Origin of the sequence: Gilliamella sp. B2828 (assembly GCF_026537125.1) — a bacterium.
In the GTDB taxonomy this organism is placed as follows: Bacteria; Pseudomonadota; Gammaproteobacteria; order Enterobacterales; family Orbaceae; genus Gilliamella.
Window position 1 is genome coordinate 199,076 of the sequence record NZ_JAFNMU010000001.1, and the last position, 19,514, is coordinate 218,589.

Annotated in this window: 20 protein-coding genes, 1 pseudogene and 1 riboswitch; of the genes and pseudogenes, 6 read left to right on the plus strand and 15 right to left on the minus strand. The window is 35.0% G+C overall.

Annotated features, from left to right (window positions below; genetic code table 11):
* Positions 1 to 10: 10 nt before the first annotated feature.
* Positions 11 to 1,363: an MFS transporter gene (locus J3U19_RS00860; RefSeq protein WP_267339526.1), complete on the minus strand. Its 1,353-nt coding sequence runs from the start codon at positions 1,361 to 1,363 to the stop codon at positions 11 to 13.
* A gap of 204 nt (positions 1,364 to 1,567) precedes the next feature.
* Between J3U19_RS00860 and J3U19_RS00865 the strand changes: the two genes are divergently transcribed.
* From J3U19_RS00865 to mnmE, 3 genes are all read left to right on the plus strand, one after another.
* Positions 1,568 to 2,146, plus strand: a complete 579-nt coding sequence (locus J3U19_RS00865) for a DNA-3-methyladenine glycosylase I (protein WP_267339525.1) — start codon at positions 1,568 to 1,570, stop codon at positions 2,144 to 2,146.
* 156 nt (positions 2,147 to 2,302) lie between these two features.
* Complete coding sequence (locus J3U19_RS00870) at positions 2,303 to 2,749, plus strand: YdcF family protein (protein WP_267345286.1); 447 nt, start codon at positions 2,303 to 2,305, stop codon at positions 2,747 to 2,749.
* A 128-nt stretch (positions 2,750 to 2,877) separates the two neighbouring features.
* Positions 2,878 to 4,242, plus strand: coding sequence for a tRNA uridine-5-carboxymethylaminomethyl(34) synthesis GTPase MnmE (gene mnmE / locus J3U19_RS00875; RefSeq protein ID WP_416380327.1), 1,365 nt, complete (start codon positions 2,878 to 2,880; stop codon positions 4,240 to 4,242).
* A gap of 321 nt (positions 4,243 to 4,563) precedes the next feature.
* Here the strand turns inward: mnmE and J3U19_RS11500 are convergent.
* Positions 4,564 to 4,704: pseudogene (locus tag J3U19_RS11500) on the minus strand (hypothetical protein); the annotation flags it as partial.
* A gap of 455 nt (positions 4,705 to 5,159) precedes the next feature.
* On the opposite strand from J3U19_RS11500, the gene J3U19_RS00880 reads away from it, so the two are divergent.
* The 3 genes from J3U19_RS00880 to J3U19_RS00890 all read left to right on the plus strand — a co-directional run bounded on the left by J3U19_RS00880 (position 5,160) and on the right by J3U19_RS00890 (position 6,718).
* A complete protein-coding gene (locus tag J3U19_RS00880; RefSeq protein ID WP_267339522.1) occupies positions 5,160 to 5,363 on the plus strand; it encodes a heavy-metal-associated domain-containing protein in 204 nt (67 codons plus the stop codon).
* Between the two features lie 254 nt (positions 5,364 to 5,617).
* Positions 5,618 to 6,103 (plus strand): STY0301 family protein, encoded by a 486-nt coding sequence (locus J3U19_RS00885; protein WP_267345202.1) that lies wholly within the window; start codon positions 5,618 to 5,620, stop codon positions 6,101 to 6,103.
* Between the two features lie 159 nt (positions 6,104 to 6,262).
* Positions 6,263 to 6,718 (plus strand): STY0301 family protein, encoded by a 456-nt coding sequence (locus J3U19_RS00890; RefSeq protein ID WP_267339520.1) that lies wholly within the window; start codon positions 6,263 to 6,265, stop codon positions 6,716 to 6,718.
* Positions 6,719 to 7,042: 324 nt separating this feature from the next.
* On the opposite strand, the gene thiD is transcribed toward J3U19_RS00890, so the two are convergent.
* From thiD to J3U19_RS00955, 13 genes are all read right to left on the minus strand, one after another.
* On the minus strand, positions 7,043 to 7,837 hold the full coding sequence (gene thiD, locus J3U19_RS00895) for a bifunctional hydroxymethylpyrimidine kinase/phosphomethylpyrimidine kinase (protein ID WP_267339519.1): 795 nt from the start codon (positions 7,835 to 7,837) through the stop codon (positions 7,043 to 7,045).
* An 11-nt stretch (positions 7,838 to 7,848) separates the two neighbouring features.
* Complete coding sequence (gene thiE / locus J3U19_RS00900) at positions 7,849 to 8,496, minus strand: thiamine phosphate synthase (RefSeq protein ID WP_267345203.1); 648 nt, start codon at positions 8,494 to 8,496, stop codon at positions 7,849 to 7,851.
* 9 nt (positions 8,497 to 8,505) lie between these two features.
* Positions 8,506 to 9,294 (minus strand): hydroxyethylthiazole kinase, encoded by a 789-nt coding sequence (gene thiM / locus J3U19_RS00905; RefSeq protein WP_267345205.1) that lies wholly within the window; start codon positions 9,292 to 9,294, stop codon positions 8,506 to 8,508.
* 57 nt (positions 9,295 to 9,351) lie between these two features.
* A riboswitch (TPP riboswitch) is annotated at positions 9,352 to 9,454 on the minus strand.
* 35 nt (positions 9,455 to 9,489) lie between these two features.
* Entirely contained in the window at positions 9,490 to 10,851 is a 1,362-nt protein-coding gene (gene trkA, locus J3U19_RS00910; RefSeq protein WP_267339516.1) for a Trk system potassium transporter TrkA, read from the minus strand.
* A 143-nt stretch (positions 10,852 to 10,994) separates the two neighbouring features.
* Positions 10,995 to 11,990, minus strand: coding sequence for a tryptophan--tRNA ligase (gene trpS / locus J3U19_RS00915; protein WP_267339515.1), 996 nt, complete (start codon positions 11,988 to 11,990; stop codon positions 10,995 to 10,997).
* Between the two features lie 38 nt (positions 11,991 to 12,028).
* The gene (locus J3U19_RS00920) at positions 12,029 to 12,724 is read right to left on the minus strand and encodes a phosphoglycolate phosphatase (protein ID WP_267339514.1); all 696 of its coding nucleotides are present in this window, start codon (positions 12,722 to 12,724) and stop codon (positions 12,029 to 12,031) included.
* Positions 12,717 to 13,394, minus strand: a complete 678-nt coding sequence (gene rpe, locus J3U19_RS00925) for a ribulose-phosphate 3-epimerase (RefSeq protein ID WP_267339513.1) — start codon at positions 13,392 to 13,394, stop codon at positions 12,717 to 12,719. Before rpe ends, J3U19_RS00920 begins: the two co-directional genes overlap by 8 nt.
* A gap of 39 nt (positions 13,395 to 13,433) precedes the next feature.
* Positions 13,434 to 14,255 carry a Dam family site-specific DNA-(adenine-N6)-methyltransferase gene (locus J3U19_RS00930; protein WP_267339512.1) on the minus strand — a complete coding sequence of 274 codons (822 nt, stop codon included), beginning with the start codon at positions 14,253 to 14,255 and terminating at the stop codon, positions 13,434 to 13,436.
* 52 nt (positions 14,256 to 14,307) lie between these two features.
* Complete coding sequence (locus J3U19_RS00935) at positions 14,308 to 15,075, minus strand: SPOR domain-containing protein (RefSeq protein ID WP_267339511.1); 768 nt, start codon at positions 15,073 to 15,075, stop codon at positions 14,308 to 14,310.
* A 66-nt stretch (positions 15,076 to 15,141) separates the two neighbouring features.
* Positions 15,142 to 15,663: a shikimate kinase AroK gene (gene aroK, locus J3U19_RS00940; protein WP_267339510.1), complete on the minus strand. Its 522-nt coding sequence runs from the start codon at positions 15,661 to 15,663 to the stop codon at positions 15,142 to 15,144.
* Positions 15,664 to 15,849: 186 nt separating this feature from the next.
* Positions 15,850 to 16,812, minus strand: coding sequence for an arabinose-5-phosphate isomerase GutQ (gutQ, locus tag J3U19_RS00945; protein ID WP_267345207.1), 963 nt, complete (start codon positions 16,810 to 16,812; stop codon positions 15,850 to 15,852).
* Between the two features lie 194 nt (positions 16,813 to 17,006).
* Positions 17,007 to 17,630: a LysE family transporter gene (locus J3U19_RS00950; protein WP_267339508.1), complete on the minus strand. Its 624-nt coding sequence runs from the start codon at positions 17,628 to 17,630 to the stop codon at positions 17,007 to 17,009.
* A 7-nt stretch (positions 17,631 to 17,637) separates the two neighbouring features.
* Positions 17,638 to 19,080, minus strand: coding sequence for an LTA synthase family protein (locus tag J3U19_RS00955; RefSeq protein ID WP_267345208.1), 1,443 nt, complete (start codon positions 19,078 to 19,080; stop codon positions 17,638 to 17,640).
* Positions 19,081 to 19,514: the final 434 nt, after the last annotated feature.

Sequence of the window (19,514 nt, forward strand, 5' to 3'; positions counted from 1 at the left end):
CATTTATGGGTTAACAATCGGCTGAATCACTATGCCATCCATGTTGAGCAAGCGGATGAAAACCTATACCTATTGCTATTAATGCTACAAACGAGATGTAAATACCTGCACCAAGGTAACTATATGCGCCTAACATATGATCAGGGCTTAATAAATAGATTGTTAAAGTCGGTGTAATTGCACTAAACAATGCATAAGCTAAATTATAAGATAACGATAATCCAGAATAACGAATAGCTGGTGGGAACGTTCTAGTACTTATAATTGGTGTCATTGCGATTGCTCCAATAAATAAGCCAAATGTTGCCCAAATAGAATAAAGTTTAGTTAATGATATATCTGCGCTTAGTGAACTGTAAAAATAGATACTAATTACTGCTAAACCTCCCCAAGTTAGGATAACGGTTTTTGCTGTACCTAATTTATCATCCAACCAACCAACAATAATGCATCCAATAGATAATGTTAATGCTGCGATGCATCCACCAATGCGCCAATCAAGGTTAGTAAAATGATACATACCGCCAACAATTCGCCCTGGGGTAATTAAAATACCAACCATAATTGCAGTTGATAATGACCAAGTTAATAAAGCAACAATCAAACAAGCTTTTTTATGTTTTTTTAACACAGTTACAACTGGAATACTTTTTTCTAAAGCTTTGCGGGCTGCTAATTCTTTAAAAATTGGCGTTTCAGATAAAAATTTGCGCAAATAGACGGAAATGACTCCAAAAATACCACCAATAATAAATGGAATACGCCATGCAAAATCCAAAATACTTTGGTTAGTAAAATAGAGATCAATAATAATTGTGACGAAAAATCCAAGTAATATACCACCCGTAATACCAGAGGTTAAAGTGCCAACGCCTAAACCATAACGTTGTTTTGGCGTATGTTCTGCAATAAATACCCAAGCACCTGGCATTTCCCCTCCGATTGCGGCACCTTGTAGCATACGCATTACTAACAATAGTAATGGTGCAAAAATGCCAATTGTTTCGTATGTTGGTAACACACCAATAATAAAGGTTGGTAGCGCCATCATTGCTACACTTAGGGTAAACATCTGTTTTCTACCTACTTTGTCACCAAAGTGTGCCATAATAATACCACCGATTGGACGAACCAAATAACCAGCAGCAAAAATACCCCAGGCAAACAAATCTAATGTTAATGGGGATAAGGTATGAGGTAAAAACAGTGGTTTGACAATGGTATCAATATATAGTGCGTAGATAACAAAGTCATAAAATTCAAGGGTTCCACCTAAAGATGACAAGATTAATGTTTTAAAATCCTTACTATTTAATGGTCGAGCATTGGGTTGCCATTGGGCATTGATTTCAGATTGACTCATGAAAAAACCTTCTATTTATTTGAGATAGATAGAAAAAAACTATCTTTTTTGATCTTTTTAAATGTAGAAATTATTCTGCCACAAAAATTTGGCTTTTTTTCCGTCATAAAAAAATTTAATGTATGCAATAAAACCGAGGGTTTGATTTATAATTTAATCGAATAAATATTTTTAAAATATTAAATAATTTGGATGAAAATAAGAATGAATCATATTAAAAAAGTGCGCTGTGATTGGTTGTTAAACGATCAAATTTATATTAATTATCATGATAATGAATGGGGCGTTGCTCAATATGATAGCTTAAAATTATTTGAAAAAATCTGTCTTGAAGGGCAACAAGCAGGATTATCATGGATTACTATTTTAAAAAAACGTGATGAATATCGTCGTTGTTTTTTTAATTTTGACCCTTGTAAAATCATCCAACTCAGGCCTGAAGATATTGAACATCTGCTTGAGAATAAAGGATTGATTCGCAACCGTTTAAAGCTTAATAGTATTGTTAACAATGCTCATGCTTATTTAAATATGATGGAAAATGGTGAGAATTTTTCACAATTTATTTGGTCTTTTGTTGATAATAAACCAATAATCAACCACTTTAAAGATAAAAGCGAAGTACCAATTAATACCGATATGTCTGATCGAATGTCAAAAGAGCTAAAAAAACGTGGATTTTCTTTTGTAGGTTCAACTATATGCTATGCTTTTATGCAATCAATGGGACTTGTCGATGATCATGTTGAAAATTGTTTTAAAAAAATGAAACTAGGAGAGTAGGGTTATGATAATGAAATTACTAAAGTTTGGTTTTTTATTCATATTAATCTATTTTATCGTCTGTAACATTGTTATCTATATTTATGCTCAGCAAAAACCAAGTCAACATGCTCAAACAATGGTTATATTGGGGACCAAGTCACGGGTACACCCGCTATAGCCCCACCTACTTTAGCGGACAGATTAGATGCTGCTGTCCAATACCTCAATAAAAATCCTCAAACTAAAGTGATAGTATGTGGCGGACAAGGTGAAGATGAGTCCACAGCTGAAGCCAGTGTAATGGCAAAATATCTTATCGACAAAGGAATTGATGCAAACAGAGTTTATCAAGAAGATAAGTCAAGGCGCACTGCTGAGCAATTTATTTTTGCAAATCGGATATTACCTTTGGGGAAAACGGTAGTGGTCACCAATGATTTTCATATTTTGCGTTCAATAATGCTTGCCAAACGTTCAGGTGTTAATGATGTATCAGGTTTATCAGCACCATTAGCATTTAATGATGCTGATAAATATGTGGCATTAATTCGTGAGCCGCTTGCATTAGCAAACTCTTGGCTCTTTGATCATCCTGATGACAATACAAAACTTACAAATTAACCACAAAATGATATATAAAATACGCTAAAATTAGCGAATAACAGCTCAGCAAAAGCGATAGTCACAGCTGTTTTTGCCGGGCGTCCATGATATTATTAACTATTCAATTTAATTTAGCTATAAACAAAATTATGAAATCAGATACAATTGTTGCACAAGCAACGCCACCAGGGCGTGGGGGGGTGGGCATATTGCGTATATCAGGCCCGAAAGCGCAAGAGATTGCACACGCAGTATTAGGTAAATTACCTAAACCAAGGTATGCCGAATATCTTCCCTTTTTAGCGAATGATGGCTCAACACTTGACGAAGGTATAGCGTTATTCTTTCCTAATCCGCACTCATTCACTGGTGAAGATGTGCTTGAATTGCAAGGACACGGTGGTCCTGTTATTTTAGATTTACTTTTAAAACGCGTACTTGAAATAGCTAACGTTCGCATTGCCAAACCGGGTGAATTTTCGGAAAGGGCATTTTTAAATGATAAACTTGATTTAGCCCAAGCCGAAGCTATTGCTGACTTAATTGATGCCAGTTCAGAACAAGCAGCAAAATCAGCGATATCATCTTTGCAAGGCGTATTTTCTAAAAAAGTGAATGCGTTGGTTGAAGCATTGATCCATTTACGCATTTTTACCGAAGCGGCTATCGATTTTCCGGAAGAAGAGATTGACTTCTTATCCGATGGTAAAATTGAGGCGCAACTTAACGATGTTATTACTCGCCTTAATGAAGTTCGACAGGAAGCCAAACAAGGCACATTATTACGTGAAGGCATGAAAGTGGTCATTGCTGGTCGACCCAATGCGGGAAAATCCAGTTTGCTTAATGCTCTAGCTGGGCGTGATGCTGCTATTGTTACTAATATTGCAGGGACTACCCGTGATGTACTGCGAGAACATATCCACATTGATGGTATGCCTTTGCATATCATTGATACAGCTGGACTGCGTCAGGCCAGTGATGAAGTAGAGCGTATAGGTATTGAGCGTGCATGGCAAGAAATAGAACAAGCCGATCGCGTTTTATTTATGGTTGATAGCACAACTACTAGTGAAACCAATCCAGAAAAATTATGGCCAGAATTTATTGAACGATTACCTAAAAATATTCCTATAACCGTAATTCGCAATAAAGCTGATTTAACCGGCGAAATACTTGATTATAGCGAACAAGAGGGGTATGCGCTCATACAATTATCAGCTCGAACGGGTGAAGGTATAACACTATTGCGTGATCATCTAAAACAAGCTATGGGCTTTTCAAGCAGCACAGAAGGTGGTTTTTTAGCTCGGCGTCGCCACTTGCAAGCACTTGAAAAAGCTTCAGAGCATTTAAATAATGGTAAATACCAACTCGCGACATTTCATGCTGGTGAACTATTAGCTGAAGAGCTCAGACTAGCTCAAGAAGCCTTAAGTGAAATTACAGGTCAATTTACTTCTGATGATTTATTAGGAAGAATATTCAGTTCATTTTGTATTGGCAAATAAGTTGAGCGTTATAAATTAATCTCCTTTTTGGAGATTCTTCAATATTCAACCTATATTGCTTTTTGAGCTTTATAGGTTGAATTCATCTATCTTCTATAAAATAGGTATAGAGTTTAAAATTTCGACCCTATAGTAAATAGTAAAATTATGAAAAATTAAGCTGACTTATTTATTTTTTCCAGCATTATTTGAAACTAAAATTAAAACTAAAACTAAAATTGAGATAAAACATAAGAGACAAAATACCACATTGAACCATAGTTCTAGTGCAACACCTATAGTTACACATTGATCTCAGGCAATACTTGCTGAATAGATTCATGCCGAAATTGCCACCCCAAATGAACCGCCTAATGAGATTGCCATTTTAGGTATTCCTGATGCAATACCAACTTTATCTTTATAGGCGCTAGATATTGCTGTGTCAATCGATGGTGTGGCATAAAATCCTAAGCCAAGAAAAATTAAAAAATTGCATACAAATCAATCACAACAACTCATTCGTTTAATATATATACAATACCTCCAATTTTTGTTGATCCTATGATTTATTTAATTTTATATTGGAAGATGTGTATGACTTGAAAATATAATTGCAAAATAATCTGCCGGTTATTCAACCGTCTAATATGGGTATCATTATTTATACTAATTGTGCGGCAATGTCAGTTTTATTGGTTCTTGTATTTAATTTAATAACGTTAAATTGAAATTAACATGTTCAATTTATTTTTTTGTCGGTTTGGATTTGGTTAGTTTTGGCGTAATATAATCAATATGTTTAACTTAGCTGATGGCTAAAACTAACTAAATCGTTTTGTACAACGCATCAAAAGTATAGAGAAAATCTGACATTTTCTATGATGTGAGTAGGATAGAATGTAGTTAAACTATTTAATAACTATAAGGGGTTCATTATGAAATTAATTGTGGATAATATGAGTTGTCAACATTGTGTAAATACCATTACTAAAGCAATCAACGATATCGATCCTAAAGCGAGAGTGACTGTAAATCTTACTAAGCATGAAGTTGATATAGAAGGAGGAACGATCTCACAAGAAGCAGCCATTTTAGCAGTTAATGAAGCGGGATTTGAATTTGTGGGTATCTCGTATTAGAAATTAATAATATAAACTTATAATATTAATAAATTCAGGCGATTAAACTAAAAAATCGCCTTTTTTATCACACAAAATCGATTTAAACATCCATCTTCTCCAAAAGTTTAGTTTATTTTTTTTAAAATCAATATTTTCCTCAATATATAACATATTAATTCTTCTTGATTTTTCTCATGGTGTTGGCATAATCATCTGAAATAATAGCAAATTTGGTATATGTGATAATGTGCTAATTTTAAAGGATCTATAATATGGATGATAAAATATTACGTATTACTGTTGCTTCAATGGCTTGGTTGGCAGCAGTTTTTTTTGTGAATGCTTATCAGATTGAATGTCCAAAAGAACTGAAAGTCAAAAAATATGTTGAAAATCTGACAAATGGATGGGAGGTTGTTGAGAGTGAAGATGGTGCTATATATGAACCTTTAAGCATAGCAGTTTATTACAATAAACCAGTTAAAAAGATTCAACAAAAGCCAGAAGAAACTTTAATTGGTCGTAAAAATTGGGGTAAACAATTTGAGCTTACCTGGCAGGTCAGTCGACCTATAGATGATATTCCTTTTTATGTCGACTGTATTTATGTTGGAAGTAAAATCGAAATGATAAAAAAAATAGATCGTTCAGTGAATATATGCAAAAGTTTTTATTCTGAGGATAAATACGGAAAAGTAGTAAATAATGTTGTTTCGCTTAACTGCACTACAAATAAAACGAGCGATACAAAAAATTAGGTAAGAATTTTATTATCAAAACAAGATAATGAATAATCTAATTTTTAAAAATTTAATGATATCTATTTACTATTTTAATCAAATTATCATGACAATTTACAATATTAACCTGTTTTTCTAATTATTAATTGTAAAGACAGTTTAGAGAGAACATAGGATATGACATGGAAAAGATTATGCAATACTATGATAATTATCGCTTGGTTAGCGAGCGTTTTTACTGTGAACGCGTACCAGATAGATTGTCCAAAAGAGATCACCTTTAAAGAAAAAGTTGAAGATAAGCCCGATGGATGGGATGTATCTGAAGATAAAACTGTTACTTCATTTTTTTTAAATTTAGAACTTTATTATGATAATCCTGTGAAAAAAGCTGCGCAAGTGCCCGTATCTGGCACAAGTGATGGCTTTAAACAGCAATTAGTGTGGAGAGTCAATAATGCTGAAGATACTGCCCCTTATTATGCTGTTTGTGTATATGCAGAGAGTGGAATTGCAATAACCAAAAAAATTGACCCTTCAATGAAGAGTTGCTGGGTTATTTATTCAGAAGATGAAAATGTAAAACAAGGTACGCTCCACTGTAGTGTGAGTGAATCAAAGAATCGCCATTAATTCCTTGTAATGTGGAGATTCTTCTAATATAAAATTATGTTGCACTGAAGGGCTTTATCAAAGTTATTTTAATCATTGCTCTTATACTTAAAAATTTCTTTTTTAAAAAGTATTTTGGATTTATGCTACGTGCAATAACGATTTTAATTCCTGTAGTTTTCGTTGTTATTGGTTTATTAGCATTAATAGATAGTTGATTTCAATTATTAATCAAAATTAAAATACTTTGAGTATCTATGCCGTACTAGTGTGTCGTTATGTTTAAAAATTGTATTAATCATCTTATTAGTCACACCTGTTGTCAATATTCATTAAAAACTTCATTTACCACCATCGATAAAAATGATGCGTTGGTCCAATTCCTTGACCAATTTTTAAATCATCCGCATGACTTATCGCACCTTGCAAGTATTCTTTTGCTTGTCGTACGGTGTGTTCTAAATTATGTGTTGGTAACAAAGCTGCAATTGCTGCTGATAATGTGCAACCTGTGCCATGAGTGTTTTTAGTTTGGATGCGTGATGATACCATTTTGATGGTTTTTGTTGGGGTGATTAAATAATCGGGGCTTTCTTGACTTTGCAAATGCCCACCTTTTATTAATACCGCTTTACAGCCGAATTTTAATAAGTCATGCCCCTGTTGTTGCATTTCATCTTCGCTTTTTGCCTCATCACATTCCAGTAAGGCAGCAGCTTCAGGTAAGTTAGGTGTTATTACCGTGGCTAAAGGTAATAGTAATTCACGAATTGCTTTAACTGCATCAGATTTTAAAAGTGAATGTCCACCTTTAGCAATCATTACGGTATCTAGCACTATATTGGCAATAGGATTATCATTTAATAGATGATAAACCGTAGTCACAATCTCTTTATTCATTAACATACCTATTTTTACGGAATCAATTTTGATATCACGATAAAGGGTGTTAAATTGTGCGGCTACAAATTCGGGATCGATTGCCATCACACCATTTACTCCTTGGGTACTTTGGGCCGTGAGCGCTGTTATTACCGACATTCCATATGCTCCGATCGCAGAAAAGGCTTTTAAATCGGCTTGAATTCCGGCACCACCACTTGGATCAGAACCGGCCATTGTTAAGGCCACTGTTGTCATAATTTTTCTTCCTATCTTAATTTAATTGGTTGTATTTTTTCGAGTAGCAATAACGTAGATTGTTGTACATTTTTTTGACCACAAATAGCTGACACCACCGCGATACCTTCAATGCCGGTTTGTAGTATTTGTGTGGCATTGTTGGTATTAATACCGCCTATAGCGACAGCAGGGCATTGTTTTAGATTAACTAATTGGGATAATTGTGGCATGCCTATTGCTGGTTCTGCATCTTGTTTAGTGGTGGTAGGATAAATAGGACCAATCCCAATATAATCGACAAGTTGCCATGGAACCGCATTCAGTTGTTGACGATTGGCGACCGAAAATCCTAACCACTTATCATCACCGATTAATTTACGGGCAACATCGACAGGTAAATCGCTTTGCCCAATATGGACACCATCGGCATCAACGGCTAGGGCAATATCGACATGATCATTAATCAATAAGGGGACGGTAGTGTCATTTAGTAGCTCTTTTAATGCCAGTGCGGTGTGATACCAATCTTTGCCAGAAAAGTCATGTTCTGATCTTAATTGTACTGCCGTTACCCCATTGGCAACAGCTATTTTGGTGGTTTCTATCATGCCTTTAATGCCACCGCATAACATTGGATCTAATACTAAATAGAGACTTAAATCGAGTTGTTTTTTCATGTGATTTCTTTATACATATAATGAGTTAAATAGTGAAAGCTTATCCAATAATGACACAGAGTAAGTGCCTAATCCTTGATGTTTATTGGCAAGCTCGCCAGCTTTTTTCATCATAAAGCAAGCTGAAGCCGCTGCAAGTAAGGGATTAGTTGATCCGGCAATAAACGCTGCAACCATGGCAGAGAGCGAGCAGCCGGTGCCTGTAATTTTAGTTAGTGTAATATCGCCACCTTTGATGCTATAAGTTTCCGTGCCATTGGTGATATAGTCGATACCGCCCGTAATAGCAATAATGGTTTGATGTTTTAGTGCTTGCTTTTTAGCTGCATTTAAAGCAGATTCGGTGGAGTCTTGACCATCAGGACCTTTAGCAGATGTGGTCTCACCATTTAATGCCAATATTTCTGATGCATTGCCACGCACTACTGTTGGCTTAAAAGCTAATAATTGTTGGACGATTTCACTGCGATAGGCGAGCGCAGGCCCAATAGCAACCGGATCAAGTACCCATGGTGTTTGATTTTGTTGAGCGCTAGCAGCGGCTAATAACATACTTTGCGCACTGCTGCTATGAATGGTACCAACATTGATTAATAAACCACTGGCAATTTGTGCAAAAGTAGCAACTTCTTGTTCCGCAATGACCATCGCTGGCGATGCACCAATCGCTAATAAGACATTGGCGGTAAAGTTCTGTACGACATCATTAGTAATACAATGTATTAATGGAGATCGTTGTTTTACATGATCAATAAAAGGCCTAACTTGAGCTAGTTGTAGAGTATTGATGGCAGACATATTCTTTCCTTACTACGATGTTTAAAATTAATTAAGGGAAGAGTGGCCAATCTAGAATTTTCAAGGCTGAGACTTCCCTACGCTGGTATAATCCAGATCAGGTTCAACGGGTAAAATCTCAGTTTTTTGTACTTTACAAAAAACACCCCGAGTCAAAGAGTATTTATTATGGACTGACTAAAAATTTAACACAAGCTATTGTAATAATTTTTCTATATCAGTTATATCACGACGGTCGGGTAAGAAGATGATAAGATGATCGTTACTTTCAATGGTTAGATCGGTATTAACGATAATCACATCTTCCCCACGCACTACTGCACCGATAGTGGCACCTGAAGGTAACTTTAACCCATTGATATTTTTACCAACCAGTTTGGAACTGTCTTTATCCCCCTGAGCTACCACCTCTACTATTTCTGATTCACCTTGCCTTAACGAGACAACTTTGACTACACCTGTTTGCCTTACATGACTTAATAACTCTGAAATAGTGGCGTGTTGTGGTGAAATAGCAATATCAATAACACTATCATTAATCAGTTCAAGGTAGGCTTGCTTTTGAATTAAAACAATAACTTTTTTTGCGCCCATTCTTTTAGCCAGCATTGATGACATAATGTTAGATTCATCGTCACTTGTTACGGCAATAAATAGATCAGTCAGTTCAACTTGTTCTTGTGATAGTAGCTCTTGATCTGACGATTCACCATGTAAAACAGTGGTATTGACCAATTGTTCGGCAATTAATTCGGCACGCTCAGCATTACGTTCGATTAATTTGACTTGATAATCATTTTCTAAACGTTTGGCTAGGGCAACCGCTATGCCGCCACCGCCACTAATAATGATACGCTTATAAGGTTTTTCAAGTCTCTGTAATTCACTTGTTACTGCTTTGATGTTGCTAGGTGGAGTAATGAAATAGACCATATCACCAGCCTCAATAAGTGTGGAAGCTAATGGGCGAATAAAGCGGTTTTTTCGATATATTGCAACAACCCTAGCTTCAACATGGGGTAAATGTTCTTTCAGTTCAGACAGTTCACTTCCGACTAATGCTCCACCATAATAGGCAGTGACTGCAACCAAACATACACGATTATCGTAGAAAGAAGCAAACTGTAAAGATCCTGGATATTGTACTAACTGACTGACATGATTGGTAATAAGATTCTCTGGAGCAATAATATGGTCGATATTAATGCAATCTTTATTAAAGAACGAATATTTTTCGTCATTATATTCTGGTGCGCGAATGCGTGCGACTTTTTGCGGAATATTAAACATGACATGACCTATTTGGCAAGCCATCATATTGACTTCATCCGAATTAGTGACGGCAACCAGCATATCAGCCGATTCAGCACCAGCGCTTTCTAATACTTGTGGGTAAGATGATTTGCCACAAATGACCTGTAAATCAAAACGCTCTTGTAAAGATTGCAATTTATCATGATTTTCATCAATTACAGTGACATCGTTTTGTTTTTCGGTAACAAGGTATTCAGCTAAAGCACTGCCTGTTTGTCCGGCACCAAGAATAATAATCTTCATAACCAACCCATATATTCAGATGACTTTAATCGTTACTCATCATATCCATTAATTAAAGCCAATCTATACTATTTTTTTGTGATAGGTAATAATTTTGAATTTTAACTATCAGTTTTTTGGTTTAGCAGTTAATGGCTTATTGTTTATACAAAACCAATTGCATCATAAACCTTTTTCAAGGTTGGTTTGGCTTTGGAGCGTGCTTTTTCTGCCCCTTCTTGCATGACTGAAAGTAAATAATTCTCATCATTACGAAATTGGTAATATTTAGTTTGTAATGCGGTTAACATATCAATCACTTGAGTTGCCACTTCGGTTTTGAGGTGCCCGTACATTTTGCCTTCAAACTCTTTTTCAAGTTCAGCAATTGGTTTACCGGTAATACCTGTTAAGATATCGAGCAGGTTTGATACGCCAGCTTTATTTTTTAAATCATAACGTACTACTGGTGGTTCGTCAGAATCGGTCATTGCCCGTTTAATTTTCTTTTCAATATCTTTAGGATTTTCGAGTAAACCAATCACATTGTTGCGATTTTCATCTGATTTAGACATTTTTTTGGTTGGGTCTTGTAATGACATGACCCGCGCGCCAACCTTAGAAATAAATGGCTCAGGTACAGAAAAAATATCACCATAAAGTGCATTAAAACGCATCGCAATATCGCGTGATAATTCAAGATGTTGTTTTTGATCGTCACCAACAGGTACTAAATTGGCTTGATATAATAATATATCTGCCGCCATCAAAACAGGATAATCAAACAGTCCAGCGTTAATATTTTCAGAATGACGAGAAGACTTATCTTTAAATTGCGTCATACGGCTCAATTCACCAAAATAGGTGTAACAGTTTAATGCCCAACCCAGTTCAGCATGAGCGGGTACCTGTGATTGTACAAAAATAGTACTTTGCTTCGGATCGATACCACAAGCTAAATATAAGGCTAATGTATCAAGTGTTGCTTTACGCAGTTTTTGCGGATCCTGACGTACAGTAATGGCGTGCTGATTGACGATACAATAAACGCAATCATATTCGCTTTGCAAAGTTACCCAGTTTTTTAAAGCCCCTAAATAGTTGCCAAGTGTTAGTTCGCCTGAGGGCTGAGCGCCACTAAATACAATCGGTTTACTCATAATTTATTCCTAATCTGGTTATTTTTTATCTTTAATCATTATTTTTTAGCTTCAGCTTTGGGCTGAGGTAATAAGGTTAATATATCTTTAAAATCATCAAATAAAAAATCAGGATTGCTGGTCGCAATCGAGATGCCATAATTGTATCCATAGGTTAGTGCAACAGTAGGGCATTTGGCATTTTGGGCAGCAGTAATATCGTTTTTAGAATCTCCCACAAACAATAACTGATCGCTGAATAAACCGAAGGTTGCCATGACTTGGTATAGTGGTGCTGGATGTGGTTTTAATTTAATAACATCACCACCTCCAAGTATCAGGGAAAAGTACTCTTTTATGCCAAGCGATGATAGCAAATCTGGTAAAAATTGAGCGGGTTTGTTCGTCACTAGTGCCAATGAATATTGATTATTATGCAGTGTTTTTAAGGTTTCTTTGACATGAGGGAATAGCTTAGTTTCGGCATCGATGACCTTGTCATAATGTTGATTAAATAGTGCTTTAGCTTTGGCAAATTGTTCAGCTGATGGTATAACATTAATTGCTTTAAATATGCGTTCTAACATCACATCAATGCCATTTCCAACAAAGTTTTTTACTTGTTCATTTGTTATAGTGGCAAGTTTTAAATCTGCAAGCATATTTTGCGCAGCAAGCGTAAGTCCTGGCACACTATCAACAAGTGTGCCATCTAAATCAAAGGCGATTGCTTGAATATCTTGTAATTTATGCATATGTAACTCCTGCTAACTGTTGGCGCATAGCGTCAATTACCGTTTTATAATCTGGTTCACCAAAAACAGCTGAACCTGCTACAAACATATCGGCACCAGCTTTGGCAATTTCGGCTATATTATCAACTTTAACGCCTCCATCGACTTCTAAACGAATATCTCGTCCCGAATCAATAATGCGTTTTCTTGTTTGTTGTAATTTTTTTAAGGTGGAAGGAATAAAAGATTGTCCGCCAAAACCAGGATTAACGCTCATTAATAAAATAATATCAATTTTATCGATTACATAATCTAAATAATCTAATGGGGTGGCTGGATTAAATACAATACCAGCATTGCAACCATGATCTTTGATTAACTGTATCGCTCGATCCAAATGGATGGTCGCTTCCGGATGAATAGAGATATTCGTAGCGCCAGCTTTGGCGAAAGAGGTAATTAATTCTTCGACTGGCGAAACCATTAAATGCACATCAATCGGTGCGGTAATCCCATAGTCACGTAACGCTTTGCAAAACATTGAACCCATGGTTAGATTTGGTACAAAATGATTATCCATTACATCAAAATGGATAACATCTGCACCCGCATCAAGTACTTTTTGAGTATCTTCCCCAAGGCGAGCAAAATCCGCGGACAATATTGATGGTGCAATAATAAATTCTTTCATAACCTACCTCTAAATAATCAACTTTACATATAAGCTTGCTCATGACTTTTTATATAAAGCTAAAATCTCATCAATCTTTTTTCTGCTTCCACCTGCACAACTGATTGAACGACGCATTTCTGCTCGGTAAAGATAACTCGCCTTATTATAGAGCGTCATGGTGTATTCAGTATAATGGTTAGACACCAGTACGGGTATATTTTTTTTATATGCCACTGTTTCCGCTAATTTAGACAAATTTTTGTGCTCTTCAAAGCCAAAAATATTGGAATAATAAGACGTAAATCCTCCTGATTTATTAGGTGGAATATAAGGTGGATCACAATAAATCACCGAATTTTGTTCAGCCTTTTGCATGACCTCATGATAAGGCGCACAAATAAACTCAGCCTTTTGTGCTTTTTCAGCAAAAAAGTAAAGTTCTTTTTCAGGGAAATAGACTGTTTTATATCGACCAAAGGGTACATTAAATTTTCCATTAGTATTATAACGACATAACCCGTTATAACCATGTCGATTAAAATAGACAAAGAGTAACGATCTTAAATACTGATCGTTACTACCATTAAATACATCTCGAAGTTGGTAAAATGCCTCAGATTGATTATTTTGCTCATTAAATAATGGTTTAAGATCATTAATAAATTGATCAGGGTTTGTTTTTAGTAGTTTAAATAGTGCAATTAAATCATGATTGATATCAGCTAAAATATAACTTTTGTAATCGGTATTTAAAAAAACAGAACCTGCGCCAACAAAAGGTTCAATTAATTGTTCCCCTTCTGGTAGATATTGCTTAATTGTGTCTACAAGCGCATATTTTCCTCCGGCCCATTTTAAAAAGGCTCGTTGCTTCTTCAACGGTTGCTCCTATTTTTTCGTTGCTAGTAGGATAAATGGACGATATCCTTTATTAGTTTACTATTTTTTCTTTATTAACCATTGCTCCCGACTTAACCCATGGTTTATCTTTTTGGAGAGCTGTTGGTAGTGACTTGATCGCTTTATGAGCCTCATCAATTGATGAATAATTACCTTTAACTAAAATAAACCATTTACCATTGCTGTATTGAGTTTCATAAATATGGTAATTCGCTATTTTATTTTGTGTAACAAATTTTTTTAAGCCCTCAATCGACCTAGATGCAGTAATTTGAATCACATAATGATCATCTTTTATCCTAGAGTTTTTAGCTAAACTATTTTTGTCGTCGTTTAGATTAACTATCTTTTTAGTTGGTTTTTTTTCGCCATTACGATTGGCATTTGATGCCATATTTGAATTATCAGTTGAAATTATACCATTACTGTTATTTTCAGATGGTTTTGGCACTTCAGGTTTAGATGGATTCAATCTTTCCAAATTCACCAATGAATTATCAGTAGTTTTTCCATTATCTGTAACATTGCTTTGTCCATCATAAACAGCATTAATATTATCCGTTTCAACTGTTGAAGCAACACCGTTAACCACAGGAGGCGTTAAAGGCGTTGGTTCGCTTTTTCGTGAAGGTCGGAAAATAATCAAGCTTATTATTAAAAAAATAACTAGGATTATCAAACCGCAAATAATAAGTTTTTTCTTTGGATAATTTTGAAGAAAATTAGGCAATTTTAATGGGGGCGTTGAATCCTTGCTAGGTTGTTCTGATATATAACGATCGTCTTTATCTACACGCATATTTCCTCCTTAACCTATCAAAAGATTATTGCCTTATAAAGTACCATTATTTCTAAAATAAGCGACTTAAATTTGCTCTATTTTCTCAATAATATAACTTGCAACACCTTTAGCACTTTGTTCATCAGTTTTGATTGTAATATCCGCAATTTCTTCGTAAAGAGGTTCTCGCTCGCCGGCAAGTTCTTCGTAAAGTTCTCTTGGAGTATTGCCGCCTTGTAAAAGTGGACGACGTTTATCTTTTTGCGTTCTAGCCATTTGTTTTTCAATGGTTGTTTCAAGATAAACAACAATGCCACGAGCCGATAATCGATTACGAGTCTCTTTCGATAATACTGAACCCCCTCCGGTTGCAAGTACTACGCCTTGTTTTTCAGTCAATTCATTAATGACTTTTTCTTCTCTGGCTCGGAATCCGTCTTCACCCTCTAAATCAAAAATCCATGCAATATCAGCGCCTGTACGTTTTTCAATCTCTTGGTCTGAATCAAAAAATTCCATGCCTAGCTGTTGTGCAATCTGTCGGCCTATTGTGCTTTTTCCTGCCCCCATTGGGCCAATTAGAAAGATATTTCGCTTTTCTGCCATTGTAGTTTCATCATCTATTAATTTTGGTTAAAATATACAACACAACATTAACGTTCAATGATTTATTTAATCATTCGCATTGTTAACTGTGTAACTTTTCTTGGATCTCCGTCTAACGACAAAAATTTAGGTCGGTAATTATCTCAATAGATAGTACCTTTTTGCAATAAGTATTTATAATAGTTTTTAGCTTATTCCCGCTTGATGTAAATCATGAATATTTAAAGCGCCTACTAATTCACCTGAACTATTAACGACAGGTGCTGCGGTAATATTATGATCATTAAATGATTTTAAAGCTTCTACTGCTTTCCAACTCTCAGGTATTTGATAGCCAGGGCTTGTCATAACAGAGCTAATACTATCTTGCAATGTACCATTTTTTAGTAATAATCGACGTAAGTCTCCGTCGGTAAAAACACCAATTATTTTATTATTATCCTGACAGATTGCAACTAAACCCACTCCAGTTCGGCTTAATTCTAACATGGCATCGAATACCGTTGCAGTCTGAGGTACTTTTGGAATTAAATCACCTTGTCTCATGACATCTTTGACATGATTGAGTAATTTAGCTCCCAAACTACCCGCAGGATGAGAGCGAGCAAAATCTTCTTCTTTGAATCCACGAGCACGCATAACTGCGATAGCGAGTGCATCACCCATTAGTAGAGTATTGGTTGAACTTGAAGTTGGTGCAAGTCCCATTGGACATGCTTCTTGTTCGATTGATACATCGAGTACTGCTTGCGCTGATTTAGCTAATGGAGAATCCAATCCACCTGTAATGGCTATCACAGGTACGTTCATTGCTGACAGCATTGGTAAAATAAAGTTAAATTCTTTTGCTCGTCCAGAGTATGAGATAAGAATGGCTACATCATTTTTAGTGACCATACCTAAATCCCCATGTAAGGCTTCAGATGGGTGCATGAAAAAAGCTGGACTACCGGTGCTTGCTAATGATGCTGCGATTTTTTTTCCAATATGTCCGGATTTTCCAATACCTGATACAACGACTTTCCCTTTATTTGATAAAATAAGTTGACACGCTTCAATAAAATCTTTACCTAGTCGATCAGGTAATTTTTGGGCTTCTTGAAGTTCTAATTCAAGAAGTTCTCGACCATATTGTAATAATTTGTTCATATTTACTAACCTAATATATTTAAATATAAGTAAATCATATAGCTATAATCGATAATCAATAATGGTTAATTATAATCAATCATATTGCTAACAGTGTATCATTAACTATAGAAGATTCAAAAAAAGAAAGTTTTGATGTAAGAAAGTTTCAGGTGAACATAATGTTTTAGTAAAAAAATATTGAGAAATTTATTTTAAAATCCTAATGCAACTTTTATACCTAATGTTATTAAAATAATACCTAACAATTTATCAATAATTATTTGTATTTTAAAATATTTTCGTTGTACAGCTGGTGTTTGGAATATATACACAACAAAAGGCCACCAAATAACAGCTTCTATCCAAATGATAAGTGCTACCAAAAGTTTATCAATCATTGATGAATTTGCACTTAATACTTGAGTGAAAATTGCTAAGAAGTAGAGTGTTGCTTTAGGATTAAGTAGATTGCAAAATAGGCCTTGCATAAAGGCCGTTTTAGCGGAAATACATTTGATGTTCGATTGTTGAATAAGATAAGTTGTACTTGCTTTCTTTGCTAGTAATGCTTTTATTCCGAGCCATAATAAGTAAGCTGAACCTGCATAACGTAATCCATTATAAAGAATCGGTGTTGTTGCAATGAGTATGGCAATACCGGCAATACAATAACTCATATGAATTAATATCGCCATAATCACGCCTAAACAAGACATCAACGCGATTTTTCGGCTATAGCTCAAACTGTTTTTCAGAATCAGAAAAAAATCAGGTCCCGGTGAAATCAATCCTAAAAAACTGATAGTGATGACTAGCATTAATGTATCGACTGTCATTTTATACCTATTTAAATACTTGTGCAGAATTATTTATCGTTGCAATTTTTGATTTATATTGCTCAATAAATTGTTTTTTATTTAAATTGGGCTCGGTTAGGTAATCAGTTAAAAATTTAGCATTACTTTTAACTTGCGCACCATTTAAAATTAAACGAGGTAGATCAATTTGGTAAATGACTTGATCGGGTGTTTTATGTAAATTTTTAGTTTTAGCATTGGTGAGTAGGTAAAGTTTGCGCTCTTTTTGGGATAAGCGATTAATTGTTGCAGTGCCTGCACCCATCATTAAATGATCGGGGAAAATATAAAACACAGTGTTATCCAATAATCCATTATCTTTTAAATATCGGATAAATTGTCCAACATTATAATCGAGCGAAGCAGCGACAAATGACATATTATCATCTTTAGGTGATATGACTGATTGCATGCGTTCATCATTGAAGCCATTAGGCGCATGAGTTGAAACTGTTGAAATAAATAAAGCAAATGGCTTACCTGAGCTGTTCATCTCAATAATCTGTTTTTGAGCTATATCTAAAATATCCTTGTCGTATAATCCAAATGGGGCATTGGGATATTGACCAACATAAGTTTCTTCGGAGACAATTTGCATACCAAATAATCCAGCTGTGTGCCCAATTCCTGCAAAGTTAGGACCCGCCATTACATAACGTGTTTGGTAGCCTGCCTGTCTAAGTACATCCCCCAAGCTTACTAATTGTGTTTGGTTTGCTTTCATTAATGGTGAGGTTGTGTATCCTCCAATTAGAAATGGCATGCCTGTCATATAAGTATACATTGAAGCGGTAGTCCAACTGCTGCCCGTACTCATTGGCATATTAGCAAAGAAGGTATAATCTTGGCGTAATTGTCGTAGATTGGGTGTAATTTCTTCAAAATCCAAAAAGCCTTGTTCAAAAGATTCAAGAGACAATACGATAATATTTTTGCCCTTTTGGCTTACAATTTGATCTTTGGTTGGATAGTCAATCATATTTAATGATTGTAGCGCTTGTTGAAACGGTTTATGAGGAGCACTCGTTACTTGATATATTTCATACAAACGACTTAAAGGACCGTTAGGGTAACTTATTGAGATGATGGCAAAACCGGCAAATAATAAGCGAATAAATAACCGACATTTACGTTTGTATAGATTGGCCAATTTTGACAATATAAATACCAACCCAAAAAAGACAGCAATAACTAGTACCGCTTGCAGTTTAAAAATGAACAAACCTTCAATGATATCATTTACATTTAAATTCACAAAAAACTGATAGTTAATAAAACCACCACTAAAATAGACAGAGGTGAGTTCCATCACGATGAAAACTGTCATTAAGACAATAATCAGTAATTGCCATTTTTTTTGTTGAAAAAGTGAAGCAAAAGTAATGGTTAATATTAAAAAAGGCAAAATAACGAGCGTAGATAAGGGCATAAAACGTGTTACTCAATAATCAATTTTAGCAACAGTATATACATAATATTAATAAATAAAAAAGTGCTATTGCAATTTTGTGACATTCAAAATAATTAAAATTGATTTTTTATATTATTTTGATGATTACTTAATCTTTCATTTTTGTATAGTCTAAACACAAAATTCATTTATGTTAATTAATGAAATAAATGGCAATTAACTTTTTCAGTTCTACTATTAACTTCATTAAATAAAAGAAATAACTATGAAGAAGTTAACTATCTTTATCTTGTTTATATTTATTTCATTACTCTCCTTTGTTAAAGGACTTGACTGTTCACATAAATCTATGAATCAAGCAGCGAGATGGATGCGAATGAAGACATTATCGCTATGGGGGATTTGAATTCTTCAAAACCAAAATAAAATTATTGGCATTAGAAAAAAATGAA